The organism is Planctomycetota bacterium (assembly GCA_018242585.1).
Classification (GTDB): domain Bacteria; phylum Planctomycetota; class Planctomycetia; order Pirellulales; family PNKZ01; genus JAFEBQ01.
In genome coordinates this window covers 1-23,497 of record JAFEBQ010000008.1, presented here as the reverse complement: position 1 = coordinate 23,497, position 23,497 = coordinate 1, and the positions used below count along the sequence as shown (strand labels likewise).

Below are 23,497 nucleotides of genomic sequence, written 5' to 3'. Positions count from 1 at the left end.
TAACTAGGCAGCCTGGTTCGAGCCCTTGCGCTGTTTCGGGTGCAAGAAGCTGTTGAGTTTTTGTTCGATGACGCGCGGGTTGTCACCCGATTGGATCCCCATGATCCCCTTGAGCGAAACCTCCAAGGCGTGCAGTTCTTGCTTGTTGAGGAAGTTCAGCTTCTCGGAGAAGGGAATCGTGAACATGTTCGAAATCATCGCGCCGTACAGCGTGGTGAGCAACGCCACGGCCATACCCGGGCCGATGGCCGCCGGGTCGTCCATGTTGCCCAACATCATCACCAGCCCCAGCAGCGTGCCGATCATGCCAAACGCCGGCGCAAAGCGGCCGGCCTGGTCCATGACGGCCTTGCCGTCGCGGTGCCGCATGGCAATGGCGTCGATCTCGGTGCGGAGGATGTCCTCGATGACCTCGGGTTGCGTCCCGTCGACGGCCATCTGAATGCCCAGCACGATGAACGGGTTCTTGATCTCGGCGATCTTGCTTTCCAAGGCCAACAGCCCGTCGCGCCGCGCCACTTCGGCCAGCCCGACGATGGTCTCGATCAGTTCGGGCAGATTGGGCGGCTTGTTCAAGAAGACGATCTTGGTGACCTTGATGATCGACAGCACCGTTTTCAGTGGGAAGCAGATGAACACCACGGCCACGGCGCCACCCCCCACGCACGCGATCGACGGATAGTCGACAAACGCGCCAAACGTGCCGCCGCCGGCCAACACCGAGTAGACGATGGCCGCCGTCGCGAGCAACAAGCCGAAAATCGTGGCGATATCCATGGTGCTTCAAACGATCGTGGGTTAGCGGATAGTTGCGGTTGAGCGCGGACGGTCGGCGACGGCGCCGGCCGGCGCGGTGCATACGGCGGGGTAATGGGGCGTTGGAATCAGGTGCTTGGCGCGCTGATACTCGATCGCCCGCCGCATCACTTCATCCATCGATTCGCGCACGATCAGCCGCTCGCCCGTGGTCAACGTCACGAACGTGTCGGGACGTGATTCGACGTAGCGGATCAGCTCGGCGTTCAAGATGAACGCGTCGCCCCCTAATTGAGTCAGCTTGATCATGGCCCAGGTACACCTTCGGCGTGCGCGAACACCGTCCCCAACGGCCCCACGCCGCGGTAACCATGTCGCAAGCAAACATAGGACGCCAAACCGGGCGTGGCGCAAGAGAGCGCGCCGAGAGCGGCTGATCGGTGGCGTGCCACCGCCGGAAGGGGAGACTTGGGCGGGAAGTGACGCTATAAACGACACAGACCACAGAATCGGCCCCCCGCCGATCGCCGCGGTCTGTGTCCCAGACGTCAATCGTCCACGGCGGTCGTTTAGACCGTGCCGTTAATATTGATCAGCGTGGTCAGCAACTGCTGGGCGGTCTGAATGACGCGAGCGTTGCCTTGATATTGTTCCGACGCCGAGATCAGCGAGATCAGGCTCTTGCTCAAGTCGGTGTTCGACAGTTCGATAGCCCCCGAGCTGATGGTGCCGATGCCGTCGGACCCGGGATTGCCGAGCACGGCCAACCCCGAGTTCACGCCGGCGGCGAACAGGTTTTGTCCCTGGGCCGACAACCCCGAGGGGTTGGCAAAGCGGGCCAGGCGAATCTGGCCCAGATCGCGCTGGGTGCCGTTGTCAAACGAGCCGGTGATGATGCCGTCGGTGCCGATCGTGTAGCTGGTCAGCTTGCCCGGGGCGAACCCGTCTTGCGAGCCGGCGGCCAGCGAGTTCGTCGTGGCGGCGAGCCCCGAGACCTGGCTGAAGTCCAGATCGATACTCAACGGTTTGTTCGATGGCACGTGAGCGCGCTGGATCGACAAGGTGCTGTTCGATGTCGAGAGCAGTTTGCCATTACCGTCGAACGTCACCAAACCCGTACCAGCCGAGATGCCGGCCCCCGAGGCCGGGTCGTTCTGCGCCGCGTCGGCGAACCAGCGGAAGGTCGACTGCGAGCCGTTCTGCGATTGCAGCTCCATGGTCACGCGGACGTTGAGCGGGATGCCCAGCGAGTCGTAAACCAGGAAGTCGGCGACGGCGCCGCTGCCGGTGGCCGCTTGTGTCTGATTGAAGTTCAGATTGATCGACTGGGCGATCGTGCCGCCGCTGGGCGTGAATTGCAGCGACGATTCGCCGATCGCCACGGCGTTGTCGGTGCCGTTGTTGCTGACCAATTCCAATTGCCCATTGGCCGTCACATAGCCGCCGGCCGCCAGCCCCGAGCCGCCATCGGTTGGGATCGGATTGGCCGGGTCAGACCCGCTGCCGGTTTGAATGCCGGTGGCCTGCTGCATGAACGTGACCAGATCGAGCACCGTCGTGTTGTTGGTGACGGTCAACGACTTGGTGGTCAGCGTGCGACCGCCCTTGGTCGCGGACAACGTCAAGGTGCCACCTGAACTAAAGACGTGGTGCAACCCAGTGGTCGAGTTCTGCATCAGGTTGATCAGCAGGGTGTTCGTCGTGGCTCGCGGACCGGTCATGTCGAGCGCGGCATTGCTGGCGATCGAAGCGTCGCTGTTGTTGTCGGTGTAGCTGACGCCGGCCGTGTTGTTGGGGATTTCAGTCACAAAGGTGAAGGAGTTCGGGTCAGTGGCCGAGCAGCGATAAATGCGTCGAACGGTGTATTGGCCGCTCGAATCGGTCGGCAGGTTCGACAGCACGACGCGACCGTTGATCACGTTCAACGGCCCGACCAGTGACGATGGGGCGCTTTCAAAACCGTGGCCAGGGCCGCCGGTGGCCGTGGCGAAGGTGACATAATAACTGTAGTTGCCCGTCAGCGTGGTCGTGTTCAGGCTGGCCCCCAGCGAGCCATCGGCGGTGCTGTCGGTGAAGTTGGTCGTGGTGTTGTCGTTGATCGTGGTCAGCAACTTATACGTCGTGCCGTTGGCGTCGGTGCGATAAATGCGCCGCGCGACATATTTGCCCGTGCTGTCTGTCGGTATGTTCGCGAGCGAGGCCGAGTCATCGCTGCCGCCCAGCGTCGCGCTGAAGGCCGCCGACGGCATGCTCTCCTTGCCCGCCGCGTCGACGAACACTACTTCATAGCTGTAGGTGCTCGAGGCGGTCATGCCCCCCGAGCCGCTGCTGGCGGCGGTGGCCGTCGTGCCCGGCCCGACGATATCGGGCGTGGGGGCGATGGCGGCCGTGGTGCCGCTGGTGTTGGGCGAAGCGAATGACGAGTCGCCCAGGGCGCCCGTCTGGGTAATCGCGGCGGTCGTGGCCACCGCGCCCGACGGCGACAATGTTCCTTGCAGCGAGACGTTTTGCGTGGCCTTGGCCACGGCCGCGCTGCCCAAGGGAATCGAAATTGGGACCAGGTTGGTCGATTGGATGTTAAAGCCGCTGTCGACGCCAAAGCCGAGCACCTTGTCGCCGTTGGCGGTAACCAGCTGGTTATTGCCATTCAGCTTGAAAGCGCCGTTGCGCGTGTAAAGCTGCTGGCCGTTCTGGGTCTGGACCGTGAAGAATCCGTCCCCCTGAATCGCCAGGTCCGAAGGGTTCGAGCTGATCTGCAACGTGCCTTGGGAGAAGTCGGGCGAAATCGACGACACCAAAGCCCCCAGGCCGATCTGCTGAGGGTTGGTGCCCCCCAGATTGCCCGACGGCGCCGAGCCGATGCTCAATGTCTGCAAGAACTGGGTGGCGAACTGCACGTTCGAGGCCTTGAACCCCGCGGTGTTCGCGTTCGCGATGTTGTTGCCCGAGACGTCGATCACGGTTTCGCTGGCTTGCAAGCCCGAGATCGCGGTGCTGAAGACGGATGAGAGACCCATGACGGAATCCTCGGATGAACGTGGAGCTTGTTTTTAAGGGGAAGTTAAACTCGGTCGCTACGCTTCGCGCGGCCGAGCGCTGAACGACTTGGTTTACGATCCGGTGGTGGAACCCGTGGTTGAGCCCGTGGTTGACCCACTGGTGTCGGTGGTCGAGCCGGTGGCGCCGGTCGACGAGCCGTCAGTGCCGGTGCTGGCCGGTGCGTCGATGACTTGTTGCACGTTGTTCAAGGTGACGGCCTGGCCCTGGCTGCCGACGATCAGTTGCGGCGTGCCGTTGTTGACGATCACTCCCCCGACGATGCCAGAAGCCGAGTTGCCATTGGTGTCGAGGCCCTGGATCCCCTTGCCAATCAGCGCGCTAGCCGCCGCCAGGTTCTGCCCGGTGCCGATGCTGCTCAACGTCGACTGCAACTGCTGGGACGAGGTAATGCTGCCGATCTGCGACAACTCGGACAGAATCTGCGAGCTGTCCATCGGGTTGGTGGGATCCTGGTTCTGCAGTTCGGTGATCATCATCTTGATGAAGTCGTTGGCGTTCAGGTTGCTGAACGACGCCACTTGGGAGGCGGCGCTGTTGTCGGATGTCGAAGTGGTCGAAGTGCTGGAGCCGATTCCGCTAGTTGTCGCCATGATTAGTGTTCCTGGTGCCTGCCCGTCTCGTTTTGGAAACTGTTTTTTGGGATATCCTTTCGGCGCGGCCCGCTAGACGAGCACGTTGACGCCGCTGGTAAAGTTCAAGGGGGTTGTGGCGGGGCCTGCCGTTGGGGCTGCCACGTCACCGACGCTCGTGGTCGGCGCCACAAAGGTGTTGCGCGGAGCGCCGTCCCCCGATTGCTGCCACGAGCGGTCAGGGGTTGGCGTATTGCCGCCGTTGTTATTGTTGTTGTTTCCCATCAGCCCAACGTCGAATTGGGCTACTTTGATGTCTTGCTGTTCCAGCCGGTCGCGCAACGCCGCGATATTGTCCAACAGCAACGACTGTGCCTGTGGCGTTTCGACTTCAATGTGGGCGTGAATCTGTCCCTGTTGAACCTGGATTTCCAGGTTCAACGCCCCGAGTTCCGGCGGGCTGAGCCGTAGCTTGACCGGGCCGCCGCTCTGCTCGGCCGCGCGAAACGCGCCAGCCACGCGCTGCACGAACCGCGAGCGGTCGACCGTCGTGGTGGTTTCAGCGCCGCTGGCTTCGCCAGAGGCCGATGAGTTGGGTGTGATCAGCCGTTGAGCGGCAGTCGTGCCATTCAAGCCCAGCGCGCCGCTCAACGAGTCGAGCGTTGCCGCGGCCGGTTCGTCGTTGTCCTTCTTGGCGTGTGCCTTGGCGCCGGCTTTCGGTGCGTCGATGGTTGCCACCGTCGCGACGACCGCGCTGACGCCGATGTTGGCCGTGACAGCCGGGGCCGTGTTCGGTGTGGCGACAGACGCGGGCTGATTGGCGTTGGCTTGGTGGTCGGCTCCGGTCTTGGCATCAACGGTGGCGCTCGTCGGCTTCGGCTCGTTCGTTGGCGCGACGCTAACCGCGCCGCCCGTCGCTGTCGGGGCCGCGTCCTGAGGCTGTTGCTCGCCATTAGTTGATGTCACGGTCGCCGTGTGTCGCTGGTCGTGTTGCTCGCCGTGATGAGCGGCGCCTGCGACGATCGCCTGCTCGGCGCGCGCCTTGGTCGCGGCGCCTGCGTCACTGGTGTCGGCTTGCTTGGCTTTATCACCCGCATCAGACGTGCCGGCCACGGTCGAGGCCGCATCGCTCGGCGTGGCCTTGCTCGTTGTGGCCGAGAGGGTCGTCGCTTTGGCCAGCGCGCCGGTCAACGCACGCGCCGCGGCATCACTCTTGCCACCCTTGGCGTCCTTGCCGCCGTCGGTCGTTGACGCATCGCCCGAGTTGCTGGTGTCCGTGTTCTTGGTGTCGAGGGCGGCCACCAGCGCGCTGGCGGCCGCGGTCGTATCGCCATTCGAGGTGGGCGCGGTATTGTTGGCGGCCGCCGCCGCGGCGGTCTGGGCGCCGGTCGCCGAAGAGTCGGCCGAGTCCCCATGCCGCGAGTCCTTGTCGCCCCGCGAGGGTCCATCGGCCTTGCCAGCTTTGCCGCGGGAGGAACTCGACGCCTTGTCCGCGCCGCGCGGTGGCTGTTGTTGCACCGCCTGGACCAGTTGCGCGCTGAAGAGCGAATCGCCTTTGCCGCCCCGCTTGGCGTCGGCTGCGCCGCCCGCCTGGGCGCCGACCGTTGACGACGTGTCGGTCGAATTGGCCGAGGCGAGAATGGAATCGATGTTCAGCGGCGCCACGGCGTGTCTCGTTGGGCTCGGGTGGTTTAAGGGCTGCGCGTCGAGCTGCCTCCCAGCTTGCGGGTGGCGCCGTCAATCGCATCCAACTCAGGTTTGCCCTCGCGGATCAGCTTCAGGATTTCAGCCAGCCGTTGCCGTTCTTCGTCGGTCTTGAACTCGCCGAGCACTTTCGCTTGTCGCGTCGTGGGCATGGCGGAGATCAGATCGACCGTGGCCTGCATCTCGTTGGCCTTGATCATGCGCATCAGCTGATCCTTGGCCTGGGCGGGCTTAATCGTTTCGATGATCTGGCGAGCGCTCTCCTCGTTCCGATCGATCGTCGACTCGCGCAACGTGGCGAGTTCAGTTTCGAGATCGAGTTTCACACGTTTATATCGGTCAGTCTCCGCCGCGAGTTTGAGTTGTTCACTCCTTAATTGGTCGAGAGCCTGCGTGAGCGACTGTTCACGGAACTCGACGTCGCGAAACTTGTCGGCGCGCGCGCGCGCCAGATCACCCATCGAAGGTTGTGAACCCCGAATACGATCGCGCTCGGCTGCCGCGGCGCGCAGCGATTCCACGTCCAGGCCCGTGAGCACGGCGCGCAGCGCGTCGATGCGTGGCGTGGTGAGATCCCCACGACTCCACAACCATGCGCCCAGCGCGAACTCGGCCAGGACCGTTCCGATGCACAAACACGCCGTGAGCACGCCGAGCAAGCCCAGCGCGCGTCCCATCATAGCGCCTCCTGCCTCGCATGACGTTGAATCGCGATTTCATCCAGCTCGCGCTGCGCCAGCCGTTCGCCGGTCAATCGCCAGCGTTCGGCCTGCGTGTCGCGAAGTTTTTCCAAGGTTCGCACTTGCTGGTCGGCGTCGACCAGCGCCAGCCGGCGCTTTTCGATTTCGACCTTGAGTTTGGCGAGTTGTTGTTCCAGGGCCAGCCGTTCCACCTCGAGCACCGTGGCAAACCGCTGGGCTTCGAGCAGCCGGTCGACATTCACCGCGCCGACGTGGGCCGTATAGCCGTGGCGTGCGCGCTGCTGGTCGGCGAGCAGCCTTTCCTTTTGTTCGTTCAGCGAGACATCCACGCGCAGCGCGTCGGCCAATTGCGCTCGCCGCTGATCGCGCAGGGACTCGCGCAAGTGCAACAGCGGATCGAGGCGGAATCGGTATCGCTTCACGTGTGCTGACTCTTAATCGTGTCGGTCTTGTTTCGTCTTGCTTCGCCGCGGGGCCATCGGCCCGCGCGTCCGCACCTTGTTTACTGCGTATTCGGCGTCGCCATCCCGGCGCGGTTGGCTTGCATCTGCTGGGCTCGTTGCAAACAGTGCCGGCGGAACTCGAGCAAAGCCGCGCTGGCTTTCTCGACACTCGACGCGTCGGCGATTTCCTGCCGCAAAAAGGCGTTAATTTCTTCCTGCATGTCAATCGCCAGGTCGACCGACCGGCTGCTGCCGCGGCGATAGGCGCCGATGTTGATCAGGTCTTCCTGGTCGCGATAGGCGGCCATCAGCTCGCGCAACACGCCGGCAGCCTCGCGATGCTCGGGCGAGGCCACTTCGGTCATCAACCGGCTCAGGCTTTCCAGCACGTCGATCGCGGGCCAGTGGTTCTTCGACGCCAGTCGGCGCGACAACCAGGTGTGCCCGTCGAGCAAGCCGCGTACCGTGTCGGCGATGGGCTCGTTGGCGTCGTCGGCTTCGACCAGCACCGAGTAAAAGGCGGTAATGCTCCCGGTCGGCGTGCGGCCGGCCCGTTCGACCAGCCGGGGCAACATGGCGAACACCGACGGCGGGTACCCACGCGTGGTGGGAGGTTCGCCAGCGGCCAGTCCGATTTCGCGCTGGGCCAAGGCGAACCGCGTCAGCGAGTCCATGATCAGCAGCACGTCGCGCCCTTGATCGCGGAAGTACTCGGCCACCGCGGTGGCGGCCAACGCGGCCCGCACTCGCAACAGCGCCGGCTCGTCGCTGGTCGAGACGACGACCACGCTGCGGGCCAGTCCCTCGGGGCCGAGATCGCGTTCGATGAATTCGTTGACTTCACGGCCACGTTCGCCGATCAAGGCGATTACATTGATGTCGGCCGACGTGTAGCGGGCCATCATGCCCAGCGTGACGCTCTTGCCCACGCCCGAGCCGGCGAAGATTCCCATCCGTTGCCCGCGCCCGCAGGTCAGCAACCCGTCGATGGCGCGCACCCCGGTGCTCAGCGGCTCTTGAATCCGCGGTCGATCGACGGGATTGGGGGGACGCCGTTCAAGAAGCGTTCGCGACGGCAAGGCCGGCGGCGGCAACCGATCCAAGCAGTTGCCCCGCGCATCGATCACGCGCCCCAGCAACTCGTCGCCGACGCGCAGCCAACCCTTGGTCCGCTTCAATCGGACACGGTTACCGTACCGTACGCCGTGCAACTCGGCGAAGGGATAGACGAGCGTCATGTCTTGGTCAAAACCGATTACCTCGGCTTCGAGCGGGCCGCCGCTTTGTCGCGCAATCTCGACCACGGCGCCGACCGGGGCCGGAAAGTCAGCCACGGCGGCGGTCATGCCGGCAATGCGCACGACGCTCCCTTCGAGGGCCGTCGGCATCACCGCGTCGAGTTGGTCGGCAAGTTCGATCATCTGTTTGGTCAGGCTTAGGTGAGTTCTTCCTCGATGCGGGCCAGTTGCGCGTCGATCCCTTGATCGAGCGAGCCGTGCAACGTGTCGACGCGACAGCCGCCCCGTGCGACGTTGGCGTCGGAGACGATTTCGGCGGTGCCCAGCTTGGCGATCTCGGCGGTCAGTCGCTCGACCTGGCTGCGCAACACTTCGTAGTCGTCAGGGTTCAGTACCACGCGCACCTGACTCGCTCCGGCGGCCAGTTCGAGCGCTTCGCGCACCAGGTCCAGCGTCACCTCGGGCATGTCCGGCAAGCGACGCCGCAACACCCGGCCGGCGATCGCCGCAGCCAGGTGGACCGCGCGGCGTTCCCAGTGGGCCAGCCAGCCGGGTCGCGCGTCGCCAATTTGTTTCACCGCCGCTTCAAGCGCCGGCAGCACTGTTTGCATCTGAGCTGCGATCTTCTGGTTCAATTCCGAGTCGAGTTGCTGCAGCGCGTGACGCCGGGCCTCGGCCGCCGCGGCTTGCTTGATGGCTTCGGCTTGCTTCTGAGCCTCGACGAGCATCTGCACTGCCTGTTCGCGGACGCGACCCAGGTAGACGTCGGCCTGGACCCGGACGTCGTCCAGATTAAAGGCTTCGCCGGCGTGGGTGCCCGAGCGTTCCGCGGCTTTAATGACAGTGGCCATGTCTGTTTCTTCGTCGTGTCGTCGTTTGCAAGGTGTCTTAAGCGGCCAGGGCCAGCACGCGCCCGGTCGGTCCCGGCAGGTCGATTTGTCCTTCGGCCAGCAACTGTTCCGTCACGGCGGCGACTTGGCGCTGGGCCTCCTCGACGTCGGACAGTCGTGTGGGATCCCAGCGGTCGAGCGCCTTGCGAAGCGCTTTCCCCTCGCGCGGCGGCAGGAGCTTAACGATCCGACCGATCAACTGAGGCGACGAGCCGGCAATCGCCAGCCGCAGCACTTCGGGATTGCTCTGTGTCATCACCAGCCGCAGCGCGTCGTCGTCGAGGTGATCCAGGTCCGAGAACAGCACTTCGCGCCGGCCCAGCTTGTTGGCCAGCGTTCGGTCTTGCGCCGCCAGGTTGGCGAGAATCGCCCGCCGCACGCGCGGCTCGGCAGCGCGCAGGATGCTGGCCACCGCGGTCAAGCCGGCAGCGCGACAGTGTTCGTCGTGAATCAGGTCGGTTACGCGCGACTTCAGGCCACGTTCGACTTCGCGCAGGATTTCGGGATCGGTCTGGTCCAGCACGGCCAGCCGGCGAATCACATCGATCTGCGTCGTGGCCGACAACGAGCCGAGCAGGTCCGACGCCTGATCCTCGGGCAGATGCGACACGACCAGGGCGATGGTCTGGGGATGTTCCTGATGCAAGACAGTCGACAAGCGAGCCCCGCGCGCTTCGCGCAGAAACTTGAAAGGCTGGGCTGGGTTCGGGGCTGGCTTCGGCGCGGAGATTTGGATTACGTCGATGCCTGCGACCGGCGCACCAGCGGCGGGCTTCACGCGCAGGAACTCGTTGATTACCACCGACTGTTCGCCTGACTCGACCTCGTCGAGTTGTTCGCGCAAGCGGCGCAGCAAGTCGGCTTGCTCGGCGGGCATTTGAGCCAACAGACGGTCAGCCGTTTCGGCATCCAACGATGCCAACAGAATGGCGGCCTTGCGCAGCGATGGTTGAGTATGAGGTGTCATGCGTGTTGGCTAGCTGGCGTTTCCGATCCAGGAACGAAGGATATTGGCGGCGGCGTCCGGGTCTTCGCGGACCAGGTCGACCAACTCCTCGCGGAGCGACGGACCCGACACGCGACGCTTCAAGCGGCTCTTGGCCTTTTCTTCCGGCTCTTCCGCCTGCTCGGGTTCTTGTGGGAAGGCGGCGGTCACAGCGGTCGGCGGCTCGGTTCGCTGTTGCGGCACTGACTTGAGTAGCGAGCGGAGCATCAGCAAGCTGAAGCCGACCAGCGCGACCAGTGCGATCGTGTTCCACCAGTTCCCCAGCCAGACCAGCATCTGATCGGCGGTGTTCGGCTCGGCAATGGCGCTGGCCGGCACGTTCAAGAACGTGGTGACCGTCACCAGCGGCGCGGTCGCGTCGGCAGCGCCGGCCGTGGTGACCGGCGGCGGCAGAATCTTTTCCACGTGCTGGCGAATCTTTTCGGTCTCTTCGCGCTGAATGGCTTCGAGCGCGGCTTGGTCCGGTTCCTTGGCCGCCTGACCAGCCGCGGCCGGGTTGCGACGACGCCAGACGCTTTCAAAGTAGCTCGACGGCACGGCGACCGAGGCTGTGACACGGCGCGGCGTCAGCGGCGCCCGATCGACCTTCAAAATCTCGTTCGAGACGGCATTGGTCGTCTCGGTAGTCGTTTTCTCATCGGTGCTCTTGGGGCCGCCAGCCCCGGGCACCAATCGCGCCGCCTGGTTGGCCGCTTGTTGTCCTTCAAAGCCAGGGCGTCCGCCGGGGCCGCCACCTTCCTGGGTCGAATTGCCCGTCTCTTCGCGCGTTTGCAGCGGCACCGAGCCCTTGGGGTCGTAGGTGTTCTTCTCGGTGCGATGGAGCAGCTCGCGGTCAAGTTCAACCTGGGCCGTGATCGTCGCGCCGGGCACGTAGCTCAGCGCGTGAGCGATCATCTGCTCGTACATCGCCTGGTATTCCTTGACGCGAGCCAGGTAAGGGTCTTCCGAGGCGCTGCCCGGGCCGCTGCCGTGCGAGTTGCCGCTGTAGGTACGGCCATTCAGGTCGACGACGGTGACGGCGTCGGGCGACAGGCCCGCGATCGCGCCCGCCACCAGGTGGCGAATCATCGGCACTTGCCGCTCGTCCAAAGGTTGTGGGCCGGCGGGCTTGACGCTGACACTGGCCGTGGTGACCGGGGTGCCGCGCAGGCCGCCGCGTTTTTGCGTGTCGTAATGGACGGCGGCTTTTTCGACGCCCGACATCGAGCGGATAATCAACGCCAGTTCGCGCTGCTTGGCCGTCTTGATCATTTCGTCTTGCTGGGCGCGACTGGTGAACTGACTGACCTTCATCGTGGCGTCGGTCAGGTAATCGCCAAAGTGAGCGGGCAGGGCGCCGTTGTCGGCCAAGGCGGCCATGTAGGCGGCTTGTTGTCCGCGGGGAATGCGCAAGCGCGTGCCGTCGAGCGAGTAGCCCGACAGCTTGGCCTTGCCAAAGGCGGCTTCCATGGCCGAGATTTCGCTGGCCGAAAAGCTTTGCCCGCCCAGGAGGTAGATGTCGCCGCCGCTCGACGTGTGCGAGAACAAGTAACCCAGGCTGACCACCACGCCAATCAACAGCAGCGCCGCCATGAACCGCGAGGCGGGCGTCATCTGGCGGAACAGATCGGCGACTTGCGCGAAGCTTTTGTTCAGAAAGTCCATGTTCGTCGTCAGCTCGGGCTAGTTAATCGTAAGTGTTCTGGTCAGGTCGGCTGCGTGGGCTACACGCGAATCTGTTGCACGTCCTGGTAGGCTTGGACCAGCTTGTTCCTGATCTGCATCATCAGCCGGAAGGCGATGTCGGCCTTTTGCACGGCCGATAGCACTTCGGCCGGCGAGACATCGCCGCCGGTGGCCAGTTGCTCGACGGCGCGGTTGGCGTCTTTTTGCAGGTTGTCGACCTCGCCAATCGACTTGAGCAGGGTGTCCTTGAACGACGAGCCCCCCGCCGCCGGCGTCCCCAGCGAACTGCCGCTCGATGCGCTGGTCGCGCCCAGCGACGTGACCGACGAGGTGTTGATGTTGTTGATAAGCATGGTTTATCTCGCAGCTTCGTCGCGCGCTTAGGCCAGAATGCGGAGCGTGTGCTGAATCAGATCCTTGGAAATCTCGATCGCGCCGACGTTCGCTTCATAGGCGCGGCTCGTTTCGATGGCGTCGGTGAACTCGGCCATCATGTTGATGTTGGGATACGCCACGTAGCCGGTGCGCGGGCCTTCCTTGATCGCGTCGGGGTGGCCGGGCTGGTACTTGTAGCGCGGCTCGACGTCGGCGGTTTCGACCGAGCGGACCTTCACGCCCGCCGTGCCGGCCGGACCCGCGTTCGAGGGATCGGTCTGAAACACGACGAACTTCGCCTGGTAGGGGACCGGCTCGCCGGCTTCGTTGTGGGTGGTGCTTATGTTGGCCAGGTTGTTCGAGATGGTATTCATCCGCAGCCGCTGGGCCACCAGGGCGCTGGTGCTGATGTCGAGTGCGTTTAACATGACAAGTCTCCCAGGCTAAATGGTTTGCCGGCTGGCGTTAGGCCCGCTCGCTGATGGCCGCGCCGAGCAATTGGAACTGGCTGCTCAAGACAGTCATCACCAGGTTGTGTTGCAATTGGTTCTTGTTGATCTCGGCGACCTGCTGTTCCAGGCCGACGTTGCTGTCGTCGTGAAACACGATGCCGCGGAGGTTCTTGCGGACGTCGTCAAACGGGTTCACGTGTCGGGCGTTGGCCATCTGTTCATTGAACTGCGCCGGCTGTGTATCGCGAGTTTTGATCGCTTCGCGAAGCCGCGACCGAAATTGGTCGGTGTTCAGATCGCGGACGCGATAGCCCGGCGTGTCCAGATTCGCCAGGTTGCTGGCCAACACCGCGTGGCGATGCTGGGCAAACGCGGCCGATTGCTCGAGCACCGGCACGGTCGTCGAATTGAACAAGCTGGAGAGCATCGGTTTACCTTGTCGTGGATTACGCGAAGTGTGTTGTTGCAATCGCGGTGCCGGGCTGGGTTGCTGTTAGACTTTGCGGGCTAGTGTCGTTCAATCTTCGGCGTCGGTGGTTGAACGTAAGTCGTCAGGCCTTGGGGAGTTGTCGTGGTGCTGGCGTGTGTCGCTCGTGGTTGTGTGTTGCTCGGTTGTCTCGTGGCGTCGCGCAGATTCTGCCGCTAGCGAGCGGCGGAAACCGCGCGAGCGGTGCTAGGCTTCGCTCCGTTGCAAACGCTTGGCGCGCGGGGCGTAGCCGTACTCTTTCAGCTTGCCGCTCAGCGTGCGCAGGCCAATGTTCAAGGCCTGAGCCGTCTTGGCCCGGTGACCGTCAAACTTCTCCAGCGTGGCTTCGATGAGCTGACGTTCCATCTCTTGCAGACTCAAGCCGACCGGCACGGTGGCCGAGGTCGCGGCGGTGCTCACTGCCGGAGCGTCGATCAGCCAGGGGCGCACATCGTCGACGGTGATCGGACGATCGGCGCCGAGCACGCTGGCCCGAGTGACGATGTTTTCCAGCTCGCGCACATTGCCCGGCCAGTGATAATCGCGCAGCAGCGCGCGTGTGATGTTGTCGAGCGCACAGGTCGGCTGTCCCAGCCGGGCGCTCGCGCGCTTCAAGAAGTGGTCGACCAACAGCGGCACATCTTCGCGTCGCTCGCGCAGCGGCGGCACGCGCAGCGGAATCACCGCCAGTCGATAGAACAAGTCTTCGCGAAATCGCCCGGCCGCCACTTCGGTTCGCAGATCGCGATTCGTGGTGGCCAGGACGCGGACGTCGCACTTTTGCGTCCGGCTCGACCCGACGCGCTCGAACGTCTTTTCCTGCAACACGCGCAAGAGCTTCGCTTGCAGCGAGAGGTCGAGCTCGGTGATTTCGTCCAGCAGGATCGTGCCGCCGTCGGCCAGTTCAAACCGCCCGGTTCGCGGCGCGTCGGCGCCGGTAAAGGCTCCGCGCTCGTGGCCGAAGAGTTCGCTTTCCAGCAAGTGGGCCGACAGGGCAGGGCAGTTCAAGCTGACCAGCGGCCGGTCGGCGCGCTGGCTTTGGCTGTGAATCGTGCGGGCGACCAACTCCTTGCCGGTGCCGCTTTCGCCGTGGATCAACACGGTCTCGACCGTGGGGGCGGCGCGCGAGACGGCAGCCCGCAGGGTTTGCATGGCGGGGCTGGTGCCGACCATCACGGGGCTGTCACCGGCCGAGCCGAGCGCCGCCGGCGTGGCGGCGTCGAGCAGCCGGCCGCGCTCCAACGCGCGAGCCACCAGCGATTCGATCTGGTCGACCGCGAATGGCTTTTCGATGTAGTCGAACGCGCCGTAGCGCATCGCCTCGACGGCGGTCAGCACCGTGGCGTGGGCGGTGACCATGATTACCTGCGCGCCGTGCTTCCGCCGGCTCAGTTCGCGAATGAAGTCCAGGCCCGACAAGCCGGGCATTTGCAGATCGGTGATCACCAGATCGACGGCGTGTTGCGGCAGCCAGTTGAGGGCTTCGACCGCGCTTCCCAACGTGTCGACCGTGTAGCCGGCCTGGCGCAGAATGTCGGCCAGCGACTCGCGCGCCGGGCGATGGTCGTCGACGACCAGAATGCGTGCGGCGGTTGCGGTATTCGACAGTCGTGGGCTCGTTTTGGCGCTGTTCATGCGGCAGCCTCCAAAGTGTGGGTGCGTTGCGGCAGTCGCAGCGTGAAGGCTGCGCCCCCTTCGGGACAATTCATGGCGCTGACCGTGCCGCCGTGGACTTCGGCCATGCGGTAGACAATCGCCAGGCCGAGCCCGGTGCCGTTACTCTTGGTGGTGAAGAACGGTTCAAAGGCGCGGCGGCAGACCTCGTCGCTTAGCCCCGGGCCGTTGTCGGCGACTTCGATTTCGATCGCCCCATCGGGCATGGCCACGCCGGTGATCGTCAACTGCCCGCCGTCGGGCATGGCGTCGACGCCATTCAGAACCAGGTTCAGCAGCGCTCGCCGCAACATCTCGCGGTCGGCGGCAAAGCCGAGCCCGGCTGGGGCCTTGATGGCAAAGTCGATGTGCTGGGCGGCCAGTTGCGGCGCCAGCGAGTCGCGAATCTCGCTGGCCAGTTCGGCAAAGTCGCACCGCGACACCAGCGGGTCGCGCTCGGCCGTGAAGTGCAACAGATCGTTCACCGTCACGTCGAGCGCTCGCAGGCCGGTTTCGACCTTGTCCAGCACGTCCAGGCTGCCACGGTCTTCGGTCAAACGCCGCCGCAGCAGTCCCAGGTACAACGACACGGGCAGCAAGTTGTTCCGTACTTCGTGGGCGACGTGCGACGCCATTTGCCCCAGGTCGGCCAGCCGGTTCTTGCGAGCCAGTTCGCGATTCTTGACTTCGAGCTCGTTGGTCAGCCGGCGGACCTCGGCACGTAGCGCTTCGTGCGTCCGTTCCAGCCGCATGGTCGCCCCTTGCCAGGCCGACAGGACCGATTCCAGGTCGTGGGCCATCGGCTGAGGGAACGGCAGGATCGCCGTCTCGGACGCATCGAGATTCTCGTCGAGAGCGTCGGCCAGCGGCGCGGCGTCCGTCGCCGTTTGCAGTTCGTACGCGTCGTGGGGGTCGGGTTCGTGCGCTGGTTTCATGATTGGCTCGTCAGATCGAGTTGAGCAGGGGGGAGCGTCATGTCGACATAGGCCTGTCGGGCCAGGGTGGCTTGTTGGGCTTGGGCGAGTTGTCGTCCGGTCTCGTCGCGGCGGCGGCGAAGCTCGTCTTCGCTGTTCCGCTCGGCCGCCAGGATTTCTTGAAACAACGCCTCGGCGCGGGCCAGCAGTTGGCCGCACTGGCGGCGGGCCGCTTCGCCGCGCCATTGGCGTTCGGCGGGTTCTTGCAAGCGGTACGGATCGAGTTGTTGTTCGACGGCTTGCAGCGCGGCCAGCAGTTGCTGCTTGGCCGACAGCAATTGCAACAGCGGGGTCACTTCGCCCGCCGCGACCAGCGTTCCTTGTTGCTGACCGAGCGCGAGCAGTTGCTCGAGGCAGCGGCATTTCCGCTCCATCAAGCTGGTCAGCAAATCGGTGGCAGCAACGTCGGTGGTCATCAATTTGGTTTCAGCGGGCAATTACAAGGTGCCGAGCGCGGCGAGCAGCTCGGTCCATTGGGCCACGGTGTACGTCGAGTTCTTGGTGGCGCCGCCGGCCAGTTCCAACTGGTTCAGCGCCGCCTTGGCTTGCAACAGCGTGTGTCGGGCCAGGTCGTCGCGTTTCATCTGGCGATAACAAGCCGAGATTCGCACCAGCGCTTCGAGCGATTCGGCCGTGTCCTGGTAGCGGCTGGCGGCGTTGCGATAGGTGGCGATCGATTCTTCGTAGCGCCCCAGCTCGTACTGGACCAGTCCGCGACTGAACAGGCAGTTGCGCAGCATGTGCTGTTGCGAGATCGTCAGGCCAGGATGTTCGAGGTGCGTGCTCAGGTGCTGCTGCACGGTTTGATAGTGGGGCAACGCCGCTTGGAAGTGTTCGGTCGCGCGCTGGGTCGCTTGCTGGCGCGGCAACGTCGCTTCGGCGCGCTCGGCGTCGCGGCGGGCTTGCTGGCCCAGTTGCCGGTACGACTCGGCCAGCATGTACGTCAGCTCCATCGTCTGGTTCGCTTGCGGCCAGCGCAGGCAGGCTTCTTCCAAACGTGGAATGGCGTCGGACCAGCGCCGCTCGTCATAGAGCAGGTGGGCCAACGTCCAGAGGCTTTCGCGCCATTGGCGAGCGGCCGGTGTCAGCAAATCGCTGGCCACGTTTTGTTGCAACAGGGCAATCGCGCGCTCGATCTCGCCTTGCCGCCAGTAAACCTGGGCCGCCAGCAGCCGGGCCTGATAAGCCGCCGGATCGTTGGCTTGTCCTTCCAGGATTTCGGCCAGCGTGTCGTACGCTTCTCCTTCGCGGTTCTGACCCAGCAGCGATTCGGCCAGTCCCAACAGCGCTTGCTGCCGACGGCCTTTCGGACCCAGTTGCAGGAAGTGCTCGTACATGCGCGACGAGGCCAGGTAATCCTGGCCAGCCAGGAAGTTCTGGGCCGCTTCCCAGATGTCGTCCGGATAAAGTCGCGTGCTGAATCGTAGCCGCGCGAGCTTGTAGTATTGCTCACCGGCGGCGCGGAAATGTTTGCGGGCCTCCTCGGTCAGTTGATCGGCTTCGATCGGCGTGGCCGCGCGAGCCTTCTCTTCGAGCGCCCGCCCCCAGGCCGCTTGCGTCGAGCCCAGCAGCATGGCCGTGCGGTCCACCGGCAGCAGCGGTCGCGCGGCCTCGATCAGCTTGACAGCCGTGTCGTATTCTTGCCGCGTGTGCAGCAACTCGAACGTGGTGGCCAACCGGCGGCGGAGGTCGTCGAGCGAGAACCAAGGGTTGCGGAACGGCTCGGGCTGACGCATCTCGCCCAGCGCTCGCAGATAGCTTTGCAGGGCGTCGGCGTCGCGTTCCTGGCGGACGAGCAACTCGGCTTCCTCGAACGTGGCGGCCCAACCTTCGGGCGTGGCGTGGCTGTTGGTGATCAGCAGCCCGAACTCCTTCAGCGCCAACTCACCGTTGCCTTGCAGCGCGTGGGCGCGAGCCGACAGCAGCGAAATCCGGGCCACGTCTTGCCGGCTGGTGCGAGCGGATTCGGGCAGCGCCTCGAGCAGCTTGAGCGCCCGGCGGGCGAGCTCGCTGGGCGAAGTTGGTGGCGCGACGCCGGGGGGCAACTCGACCGGCTCGACATCGGGTCGAGGCTGATCGGCAATTTGCCGCGCGTGGTCCAGCAGGATGTTCGCCCGTTCGATCACCGCTTCGGTCGCCAGCGGTGACTTCTCGGGCACGGTTCCCAACACCGCCTCGGCGTCGGGACGGCGACCGGCGCGGACCAGCAGCCGCGCGCGTTCGAGCGTGAATTGCTGCCGCTGCAGGTCCGACAGGTCGGGTAACTTGATCAAGGCGTCGTTGTGAGCCAGCGCCTGATCCAGGTCGGCGCCGGGCTCTTGCGCCAAGGATTCAATCAACAACTGTTCGACATCGGCCAGTTGCTGATGCGGCTGACGCAAGGCGTCGCGCAGCACGTCGCGGGCGGGCACGGGCTGGCGGCTGTTCAACAGGCACATCCCCCACGTGCGCAGACCATCGGCCATCTGGGCATCGGGCCAGCCGCAAGAGAACGATTCGTCGAACAAGCGCGCCGCCAAGGCGTATTGGCGGATGCGGGGGCGGTTGCCAAGAGTGGCGGCCTGCTTGGCCACCAACATGCCCAGCACGTAAGGCGAGATGAACCGCTGGGGCGCGGTGACGTGTTCCTCGTTGCGGAATCGCTCGGCCAGCCGCGCGGCGGTCGTGTCGTCACCCCGGTCCAGCGCCGACAGGGCGTCCAGCGGCGTCGGCGGTCGACGTGACGGCGGCGGGGGCGTGATCGTGGCCAGCCACAGCACCAGGCAGGTGATCGTGACGATCGACAGGCACGACGCGATCAGCACCGTAGCCAGACGGTGCGTGAGCATCCAATGCTGCGCGCGCGCCAGGCGACCGCTGGCCGGCTTCTTGCCGCCAGTTGCCGAGCTGCGCGCGCGGGGCGCGCCAGCGCCGGTCGATCCACCATCTTTTTGTGGCGAAGCAGCCATCCGTGACGTCGAGCGAGGTAGGAACGGAAAAGTTTTGTCTTTGGGTCAAGCCAATCCGTGGCCTGGCCGATTCATCAGACACGATTCCAAGCGCCGCGAAGTTAGCGAAGCTCGAATCAACAAACTGACGGGTCAACAAGCTGACAACGACAAGTGCGTAGCGCGAAGGGAATGTCAGGCGGGGAGCGAAACGCGCGACGATGTGGTACGGCCCATCGTGGCCGGCGGCAGCGCGGCGAATTTCGCTAGAAAAGCCGCGAACTTGTACGAAACCCACGGGGTTGCGTCAAGGGACGTTTGACGGTGCGACGGGGGAGAGCGCCCCGGTGAAGTCGCTGGCGCGGGTTTCACCACGTTCTAGCGTCTTGGGTGGCACCGATGGCTTGGCCATCGGTGTTGCGCAGCAACAAGAAACTCGACGGGCAAGCGCAACCCAATGGAAACTCGCCACCCCTGCGGGACGGCGCCCGAGGTTTCTTGTGGCCTTCGGCCACCCAGGTGCAAGCACCTGGGCCACCCATGGTTCACGTTAACCGAAGACTTACGTCTCCGGCTCTCGAGAGGCGACACGCGAGGTGTCGTCAGACCGGCGTGGCGCTCGCGGTGCTAGCGCCGACGATCAGATTCATCATCCAGCGGTCCATGTCGGCCAGCATCGCCGACATGATTTCATTGCCGCACGGATACTGGCGCAGATCGACCGACATGCCGGCCGAGTGCAACAGCCGCAGGTTGTCGCACACCGACGGCGCCGGGTAACGCTCGCTGTCCTGGCCGCAGGTCAGAAAGACCGGCAGCTTGCGCAAATCGGCCAGTCGCGACAGCGGCCGCCGCTCGTGGGGCAGTGACCCGTCCAGCGACATCACGCCAGCAAACACGTTGGGATGGGCCAGCGCCACGCGCAGCGCCATCGTCCCCCCCGAGGTGTGACCGGCCAGAAAGATTCGCTGATTGGCGATGTTATAGCGCCGAGTGGCCTGGTCGATGGCCTCGAACACGGCCTGCTCGGCCTGGGCCACGTGGGCGCCAGCTTGCGACCAGGTGTAACAGACATCCCCCGGCGATTCCTCGACGGCCAGCGTGCCGCGAACCGAGACGGCCACGTAATTGCGCAAGCTGACGTGGGGCATCACACGGCGCAATTGGGTCTCGTCGTTCAACGGGCTGTGCAGCCAAACTAACAGCGGGTAGGCGTAGTTCGGTTCGTAGTGCAGCGGCGTGAAAAACGCCGTCGGCAGGGTGTGACCCCCGGCCGTGGTCGCGGGCTGGGGAATGGTCAGATCGATCTGCGGGCCAGTTACCGAGCCACGCGAAGCGAACGGTTCAAATCGATTCATGGTCCTGGCGAATATCGGGTTGCGGGACAAGAAACAGACGCCGAACCAAGCGACGCCCTACGAAACATCCGGCGTCGTGCCGTCAATCCAGCCAGCGGTGCGGGTGCGGACTGTAGTTCAGTGGCCGTAAACGTGTCAACGGCGACCCTCGCGAATTGAACCAGGAAGCAAGAAACGGGCCCACGCCAGCAGCGCCAGCCCACGACCAGCAAGCCAGCCGAAACTAGGTCAGCTTGGCCATCGCGGCGACCAGATCCTTGACCGCGGCGATGCTCTTGTCCAAGTCGGCCTTCTCTTGCGCTGACAACTCGAGTTCGATGATCTTCTCGACGCCGTTGCGCCCCAAGATGACCGGCACGCCGACGTAATAACCGCCGACGCCGTACTCGTTCTTGCAATAAGCGGCCACCGGGATCAGCCGCCGCTTGTCGCGGACAATGGCCTCGACCATTTGCGCCGTGGCCGCCGCCGGTGCGTAGTACGCGCTGCCGGTCTTCAACAACTTGACGATCTCGGCCCCGCCGTTACGGGTCCGGTCGACAATTTCGGCCAGCCGTTCCGGCTTGATCAAGCGCGTGACCGGAATGCCGCCGACGCTGGTATAGCTAGGCAGCGGCACCATCGTGTCGCCGTGGCCCCCCATCAGCAAGGCGCTGATGTCTTCGACGCTGACGCCCAGTTCCATCGCCAAAAACGTGCGATAGCGGGCCGTGTCCAGCACGCCGGCCTGGCCAATGACCTTCTCGGGCTTGAAGCCGGTGACCTGCAAGGCCCGCTGGACCATCGCGTCCAACGGGTTGCTGACGACGATGATCACCGCGTCGGGGCTGGTCGTTTTGATTTGCTCGGCCACCGAGCCGACGATCTTGGCGTTGGTGCCCAGCAGATCATCGCGGCTCATGCCGGGCTTGCGCGCGATGCCAGCAGTGATCACCACCACGTCGCTGCCGCGGGTGTCGGCATAGTCGTTGGTGCCGACAACATTTGAGTCGAAGCCCATGATCGGCGACGCTTGCATCAGGTCGAGAGCTTTGCCCTTGGGCATGTCTTCGACCTGGGGAATGTCGAGCAGGACGATGTTCCCCAACTCGGCGCTAGCGCACCAGTGGGCGGTGGTTGCGCCGACGTTGCCGGCGCCAACAATGGTGATCTTTGCACGTCGCATGCTCGCTCCTCAAGACTTCAACGCTGGTAGTTGATCGAATGACCGGACGCGCGGCTGATAAGTCGGGTGGACTACTCGACCGGGCGTCCCACAAGGCGGCCCAACTTTCGTGAGTATCCGACTCGGGCGCGGCAAGTCAAGGGACGGGGCACTTCGGCCGTAACCTTGGCACTAATAATGGGTAACGAACCTCTTGACAGTTGCCCGCCGGTTCGATTCGGACCCTCGCGCCGCCAGCGTGGGGCAATCGACCTTGCTCCGTTTTCGCGGGCTCGCTATCCTCCCGCGCCCTGGAAAGTGCGCGCCGGCGTTTCAATCGAACGTCGCGACCGCTTGGGGCTGCAAACTCGCTTTTATTCACGGGCGGAACATCGAGATGAAACGCGTGCCCACTGCGAACCGTCGATCGTCGCGTCGGCTGACCTTGGCGACTGGCTTGCTGCTGCTGGCCACGCAATTGGGCTGCACCAGCTTGCTGTTCTTCCCGATGTACCTGATCAAAGGCAACACGGTCAAAGCCGACTACGACGGCTTGAAGGGCAAGAAAGTGGCCATCGTTTGCCGCCCGTTGGTCGAGTTGCACTACTCGGCCGGCAGCGTCAGCAACGATCTGTCGCGGCTGGTTGGCATTCTGCTCGAGAAGAACGTGAAGAAGGTCGAGATCATCGATGCCGACCGGGTCGCCGAGTGGAGCGACGAGCACAACTGGGAAGATTACGCCGAAGTGGGCGAAGCGCTCGGCGCCGATCTGGTGCTGGGGATCGATCTGGGACAGTTCAGCCTGCACCAGGGGCAGACGCTGTATCAAGGCCGCGCCAAGACCGTGCTGACCGTCTACGACATCAAGGATAAGGGCCGCATCGTCTACGAGAAGCGGATGCCGCAGACGGTCTTTCCGCCGAACACGGGCATCCCGGCTTCGGAGAAGCCCGACGAAGATTTCCGCCGCCAGTTCCTGGTCGTGCTGGCCGACCGGATTGGCCGGTACTTCTATGACCGCGACGCGACGACCGACTTTGCGGAAGACAGCCGAGGGCTGTAGCGAGGAAGTTGCTAGAGGAAAAAGTTGCTGGTTGCTGGTTCCTAGTTGCTAGTGCAGAACAACCTGATCGCATTCCAAGCCCAGGGGTTTCACCCCCCTGGGTTTTTTCATGCGCCGCTCGAAGCGCGCAAGCGACCAGAACTCAAGAGCCGGGGACGTAAGTCCCCGGTTGGAACTGCGTGCGAGTCGCGAGGCGCTAGTTCCTCGAGAACCATTCATCGAGTGCATGTTGCCAGCGAAGATCGCCCACCGTCTGTCCGGGCACTTTGACGTTCCTTCCACCCGGCGTCATTAACAGGCAGTAAACGAAGTATTCCACATCTTCGCTTAAAAAGGCGATGTGGCCGTCGCAGTATATCACATTCACGCCGCCGGAATGATTTGACGACGGACGAGTGAAATCGTAGGGCCAGGACATTGCCACAGGCTTAATCACGTGCTCCTTGGTCCAGGCCCCTTTGCCTTGATTGATGCGATAGGTGGCTAAGGTTGGCGTCGCGGTTGGCAGGGCACTTGGGCGCGCGTCATTAGTCGGAGTGATTATCGCGTTGATATCCCAAATCATACCGAGCGATTGCTCATGCACGTCGGTGAATTGACCATGGTCGATGTTCTCGGAAAGCATGATTGTCTGCGCTTGGCCGTCGCGCTGGCCAATCCAGGCATTCGACTGTTGAACAATCGGCAACGTGTTCGAGTCGAGCGCGCCGATGCCGCCAAGCATCTGATTTGCCCTACGGTGCCCCGTGAATCTGTCAAAGAAAATACCGTTGGCCGGCCAATCGCGCGGGATGCCATTCGGCTTGTCCGACCTCGGCACGCCGGCCGCGTCGATGCACCCGGTGTTCCCGACGTACGCTAATTCCTGGCCATAGGCCATGATGGGAGGGTCGGCGGGGCACGTCAGACCCTCGATCGACACTGTTCCGTTGTCCGCTCCCCGACGCGGTCTTGGTGGCCCCGTAAGAGGATTACGGAACGCGTCGTAAATACTGCTGTGACCAAGATACGGCAGGACAGGCACAAACCCAGTACTGTCCGGTTAGAAGTCGA

The 23,497-nt window shown here is 64.0% G+C and carries 21 protein-coding genes and 1 pseudogene; 1 reads left to right on the top strand and 21 read right to left on the bottom strand.

Going from position 1 to position 23,497, the window contains the following annotated elements; genetic code table 11:
* Nucleotides 1-3 precede the first annotated feature (3 nt).
* The 20 genes from JSS27_03970 to mdh form a co-directional block, all read right to left on the bottom strand.
* Nucleotides 4-777, bottom strand: a complete 774-nt coding sequence (locus tag JSS27_03970; protein ID MBS0208091.1) for a motility protein A — start codon at nucleotides 775-777, stop codon at nucleotides 4-6.
* A gap of 21 nt (nucleotides 778-798) precedes the next feature.
* Entirely contained in the window at nucleotides 799-1,065 is a 267-nt protein-coding gene (locus JSS27_03965) for a flagellar FlbD family protein (GenBank protein ID MBS0208090.1), read from the bottom strand.
* 260 nt (nucleotides 1,066-1,325) lie between these two features.
* Nucleotides 1,326-3,773 (bottom strand): flagellar hook-basal body complex protein, encoded by a 2,448-nt coding sequence (locus tag JSS27_03960; GenBank protein MBS0208089.1) that lies wholly within the window; start codon nucleotides 3,771-3,773, stop codon nucleotides 1,326-1,328.
* A 93-nt stretch (nucleotides 3,774-3,866) separates the two neighbouring features.
* Complete coding sequence (locus tag JSS27_03955; protein MBS0208088.1) at nucleotides 3,867-4,406, bottom strand: hypothetical protein; 540 nt, start codon at nucleotides 4,404-4,406, stop codon at nucleotides 3,867-3,869.
* A 72-nt stretch (nucleotides 4,407-4,478) separates the two neighbouring features.
* Nucleotides 4,479-6,050: a flagellar hook-length control protein FliK gene (locus JSS27_03950; protein ID MBS0208087.1), complete on the bottom strand. Its 1,572-nt coding sequence runs from the start codon at nucleotides 6,048-6,050 to the stop codon at nucleotides 4,479-4,481.
* 26 nt (nucleotides 6,051-6,076) lie between these two features.
* Entirely contained in the window at nucleotides 6,077-6,766 is a 690-nt protein-coding gene (locus JSS27_03945) for a hypothetical protein (protein MBS0208086.1), read from the bottom strand.
* Entirely contained in the window at nucleotides 6,766-7,212 is a 447-nt protein-coding gene (gene fliJ / locus JSS27_03940; GenBank protein ID MBS0208085.1) for a flagellar export protein FliJ, read from the bottom strand. Before fliJ ends, JSS27_03945 begins: the two co-directional genes overlap by 1 nt.
* Before the next feature lie 80 nt (nucleotides 7,213-7,292).
* Nucleotides 7,293-8,654, bottom strand: coding sequence for a FliI/YscN family ATPase (locus JSS27_03935; GenBank protein MBS0208084.1), 1,362 nt, complete (start codon nucleotides 8,652-8,654; stop codon nucleotides 7,293-7,295).
* A gap of 14 nt (nucleotides 8,655-8,668) precedes the next feature.
* Entirely contained in the window at nucleotides 8,669-9,322 is a 654-nt protein-coding gene (locus tag JSS27_03930; protein MBS0208083.1) for a hypothetical protein, read from the bottom strand.
* A gap of 37 nt (nucleotides 9,323-9,359) precedes the next feature.
* Nucleotides 9,360-10,328: a hypothetical protein gene (locus tag JSS27_03925; GenBank protein ID MBS0208082.1), complete on the bottom strand. Its 969-nt coding sequence runs from the start codon at nucleotides 10,326-10,328 to the stop codon at nucleotides 9,360-9,362.
* Between the two features lie 9 nt (nucleotides 10,329-10,337).
* Nucleotides 10,338-12,011 (bottom strand): hypothetical protein, encoded by a 1,674-nt coding sequence (locus JSS27_03920; GenBank protein ID MBS0208081.1) that lies wholly within the window; start codon nucleotides 12,009-12,011, stop codon nucleotides 10,338-10,340.
* A 59-nt stretch (nucleotides 12,012-12,070) separates the two neighbouring features.
* Complete coding sequence (fliE, locus tag JSS27_03915; protein MBS0208080.1) at nucleotides 12,071-12,385, bottom strand: flagellar hook-basal body complex protein FliE; 315 nt, start codon at nucleotides 12,383-12,385, stop codon at nucleotides 12,071-12,073.
* A 27-nt stretch (nucleotides 12,386-12,412) separates the two neighbouring features.
* Nucleotides 12,413-12,835 carry a flagellar basal body rod protein FlgC gene (gene flgC, locus JSS27_03910; GenBank protein ID MBS0208079.1) on the bottom strand — a complete coding sequence of 141 codons (423 nt, stop codon included), beginning with the start codon at nucleotides 12,833-12,835 and terminating at the stop codon, nucleotides 12,413-12,415.
* A 37-nt stretch (nucleotides 12,836-12,872) separates the two neighbouring features.
* Nucleotides 12,873-13,274 (bottom strand): flagellar basal body rod protein FlgB, encoded by a 402-nt coding sequence (locus tag JSS27_03905; protein ID MBS0208078.1) that lies wholly within the window; start codon nucleotides 13,272-13,274, stop codon nucleotides 12,873-12,875.
* Between the two features lie 258 nt (nucleotides 13,275-13,532).
* A complete protein-coding gene (locus JSS27_03900) occupies nucleotides 13,533-14,960 on the bottom strand; it encodes a sigma-54-dependent Fis family transcriptional regulator (GenBank protein MBS0208077.1) in 1,428 nt (475 codons plus the stop codon).
* The gene (locus JSS27_03895; GenBank protein ID MBS0208076.1) at nucleotides 14,957-15,778 is read right to left on the bottom strand and encodes a sensor histidine kinase; all 822 of its coding nucleotides are present in this window, start codon (nucleotides 15,776-15,778) and stop codon (nucleotides 14,957-14,959) included. The genes JSS27_03900 and JSS27_03895 overlap by 4 nt, the downstream gene beginning before the upstream one ends.
* Before the next feature lie 131 nt (nucleotides 15,779-15,909).
* Nucleotides 15,910-16,368, bottom strand: coding sequence for a hypothetical protein (locus tag JSS27_03890; protein MBS0208075.1), 459 nt, complete (start codon nucleotides 16,366-16,368; stop codon nucleotides 15,910-15,912).
* 21 nt (nucleotides 16,369-16,389) lie between these two features.
* Complete coding sequence (locus JSS27_03885; GenBank protein ID MBS0208074.1) at nucleotides 16,390-18,900, bottom strand: tetratricopeptide repeat protein; 2,511 nt, start codon at nucleotides 18,898-18,900, stop codon at nucleotides 16,390-16,392.
* A gap of 581 nt (nucleotides 18,901-19,481) precedes the next feature.
* The gene (locus JSS27_03880; GenBank protein ID MBS0208073.1) at nucleotides 19,482-20,237 is read right to left on the bottom strand and encodes a hypothetical protein; all 756 of its coding nucleotides are present in this window, start codon (nucleotides 20,235-20,237) and stop codon (nucleotides 19,482-19,484) included.
* Nucleotides 20,238-20,460: 223 nt separating this feature from the next.
* Entirely contained in the window at nucleotides 20,461-21,402 is a 942-nt protein-coding gene (gene mdh, locus JSS27_03875) for a malate dehydrogenase (protein MBS0208072.1), read from the bottom strand.
* 385 nt (nucleotides 21,403-21,787) lie between these two features.
* Between mdh and JSS27_03870 the strand changes: the two genes are divergently transcribed.
* Nucleotides 21,788-22,444: a hypothetical protein gene (locus tag JSS27_03870; GenBank protein ID MBS0208071.1), complete on the top strand. Its 657-nt coding sequence runs from the start codon at nucleotides 21,788-21,790 to the stop codon at nucleotides 22,442-22,444.
* A gap of 196 nt (nucleotides 22,445-22,640) precedes the next feature.
* Here JSS27_03870 and JSS27_03865 read toward each other — a convergent pair.
* Nucleotides 22,641-23,468: pseudogene (locus tag JSS27_03865) on the bottom strand (DUF1559 domain-containing protein).
* Between the last annotated feature and the right edge of the window lie 29 nt (nucleotides 23,469-23,497).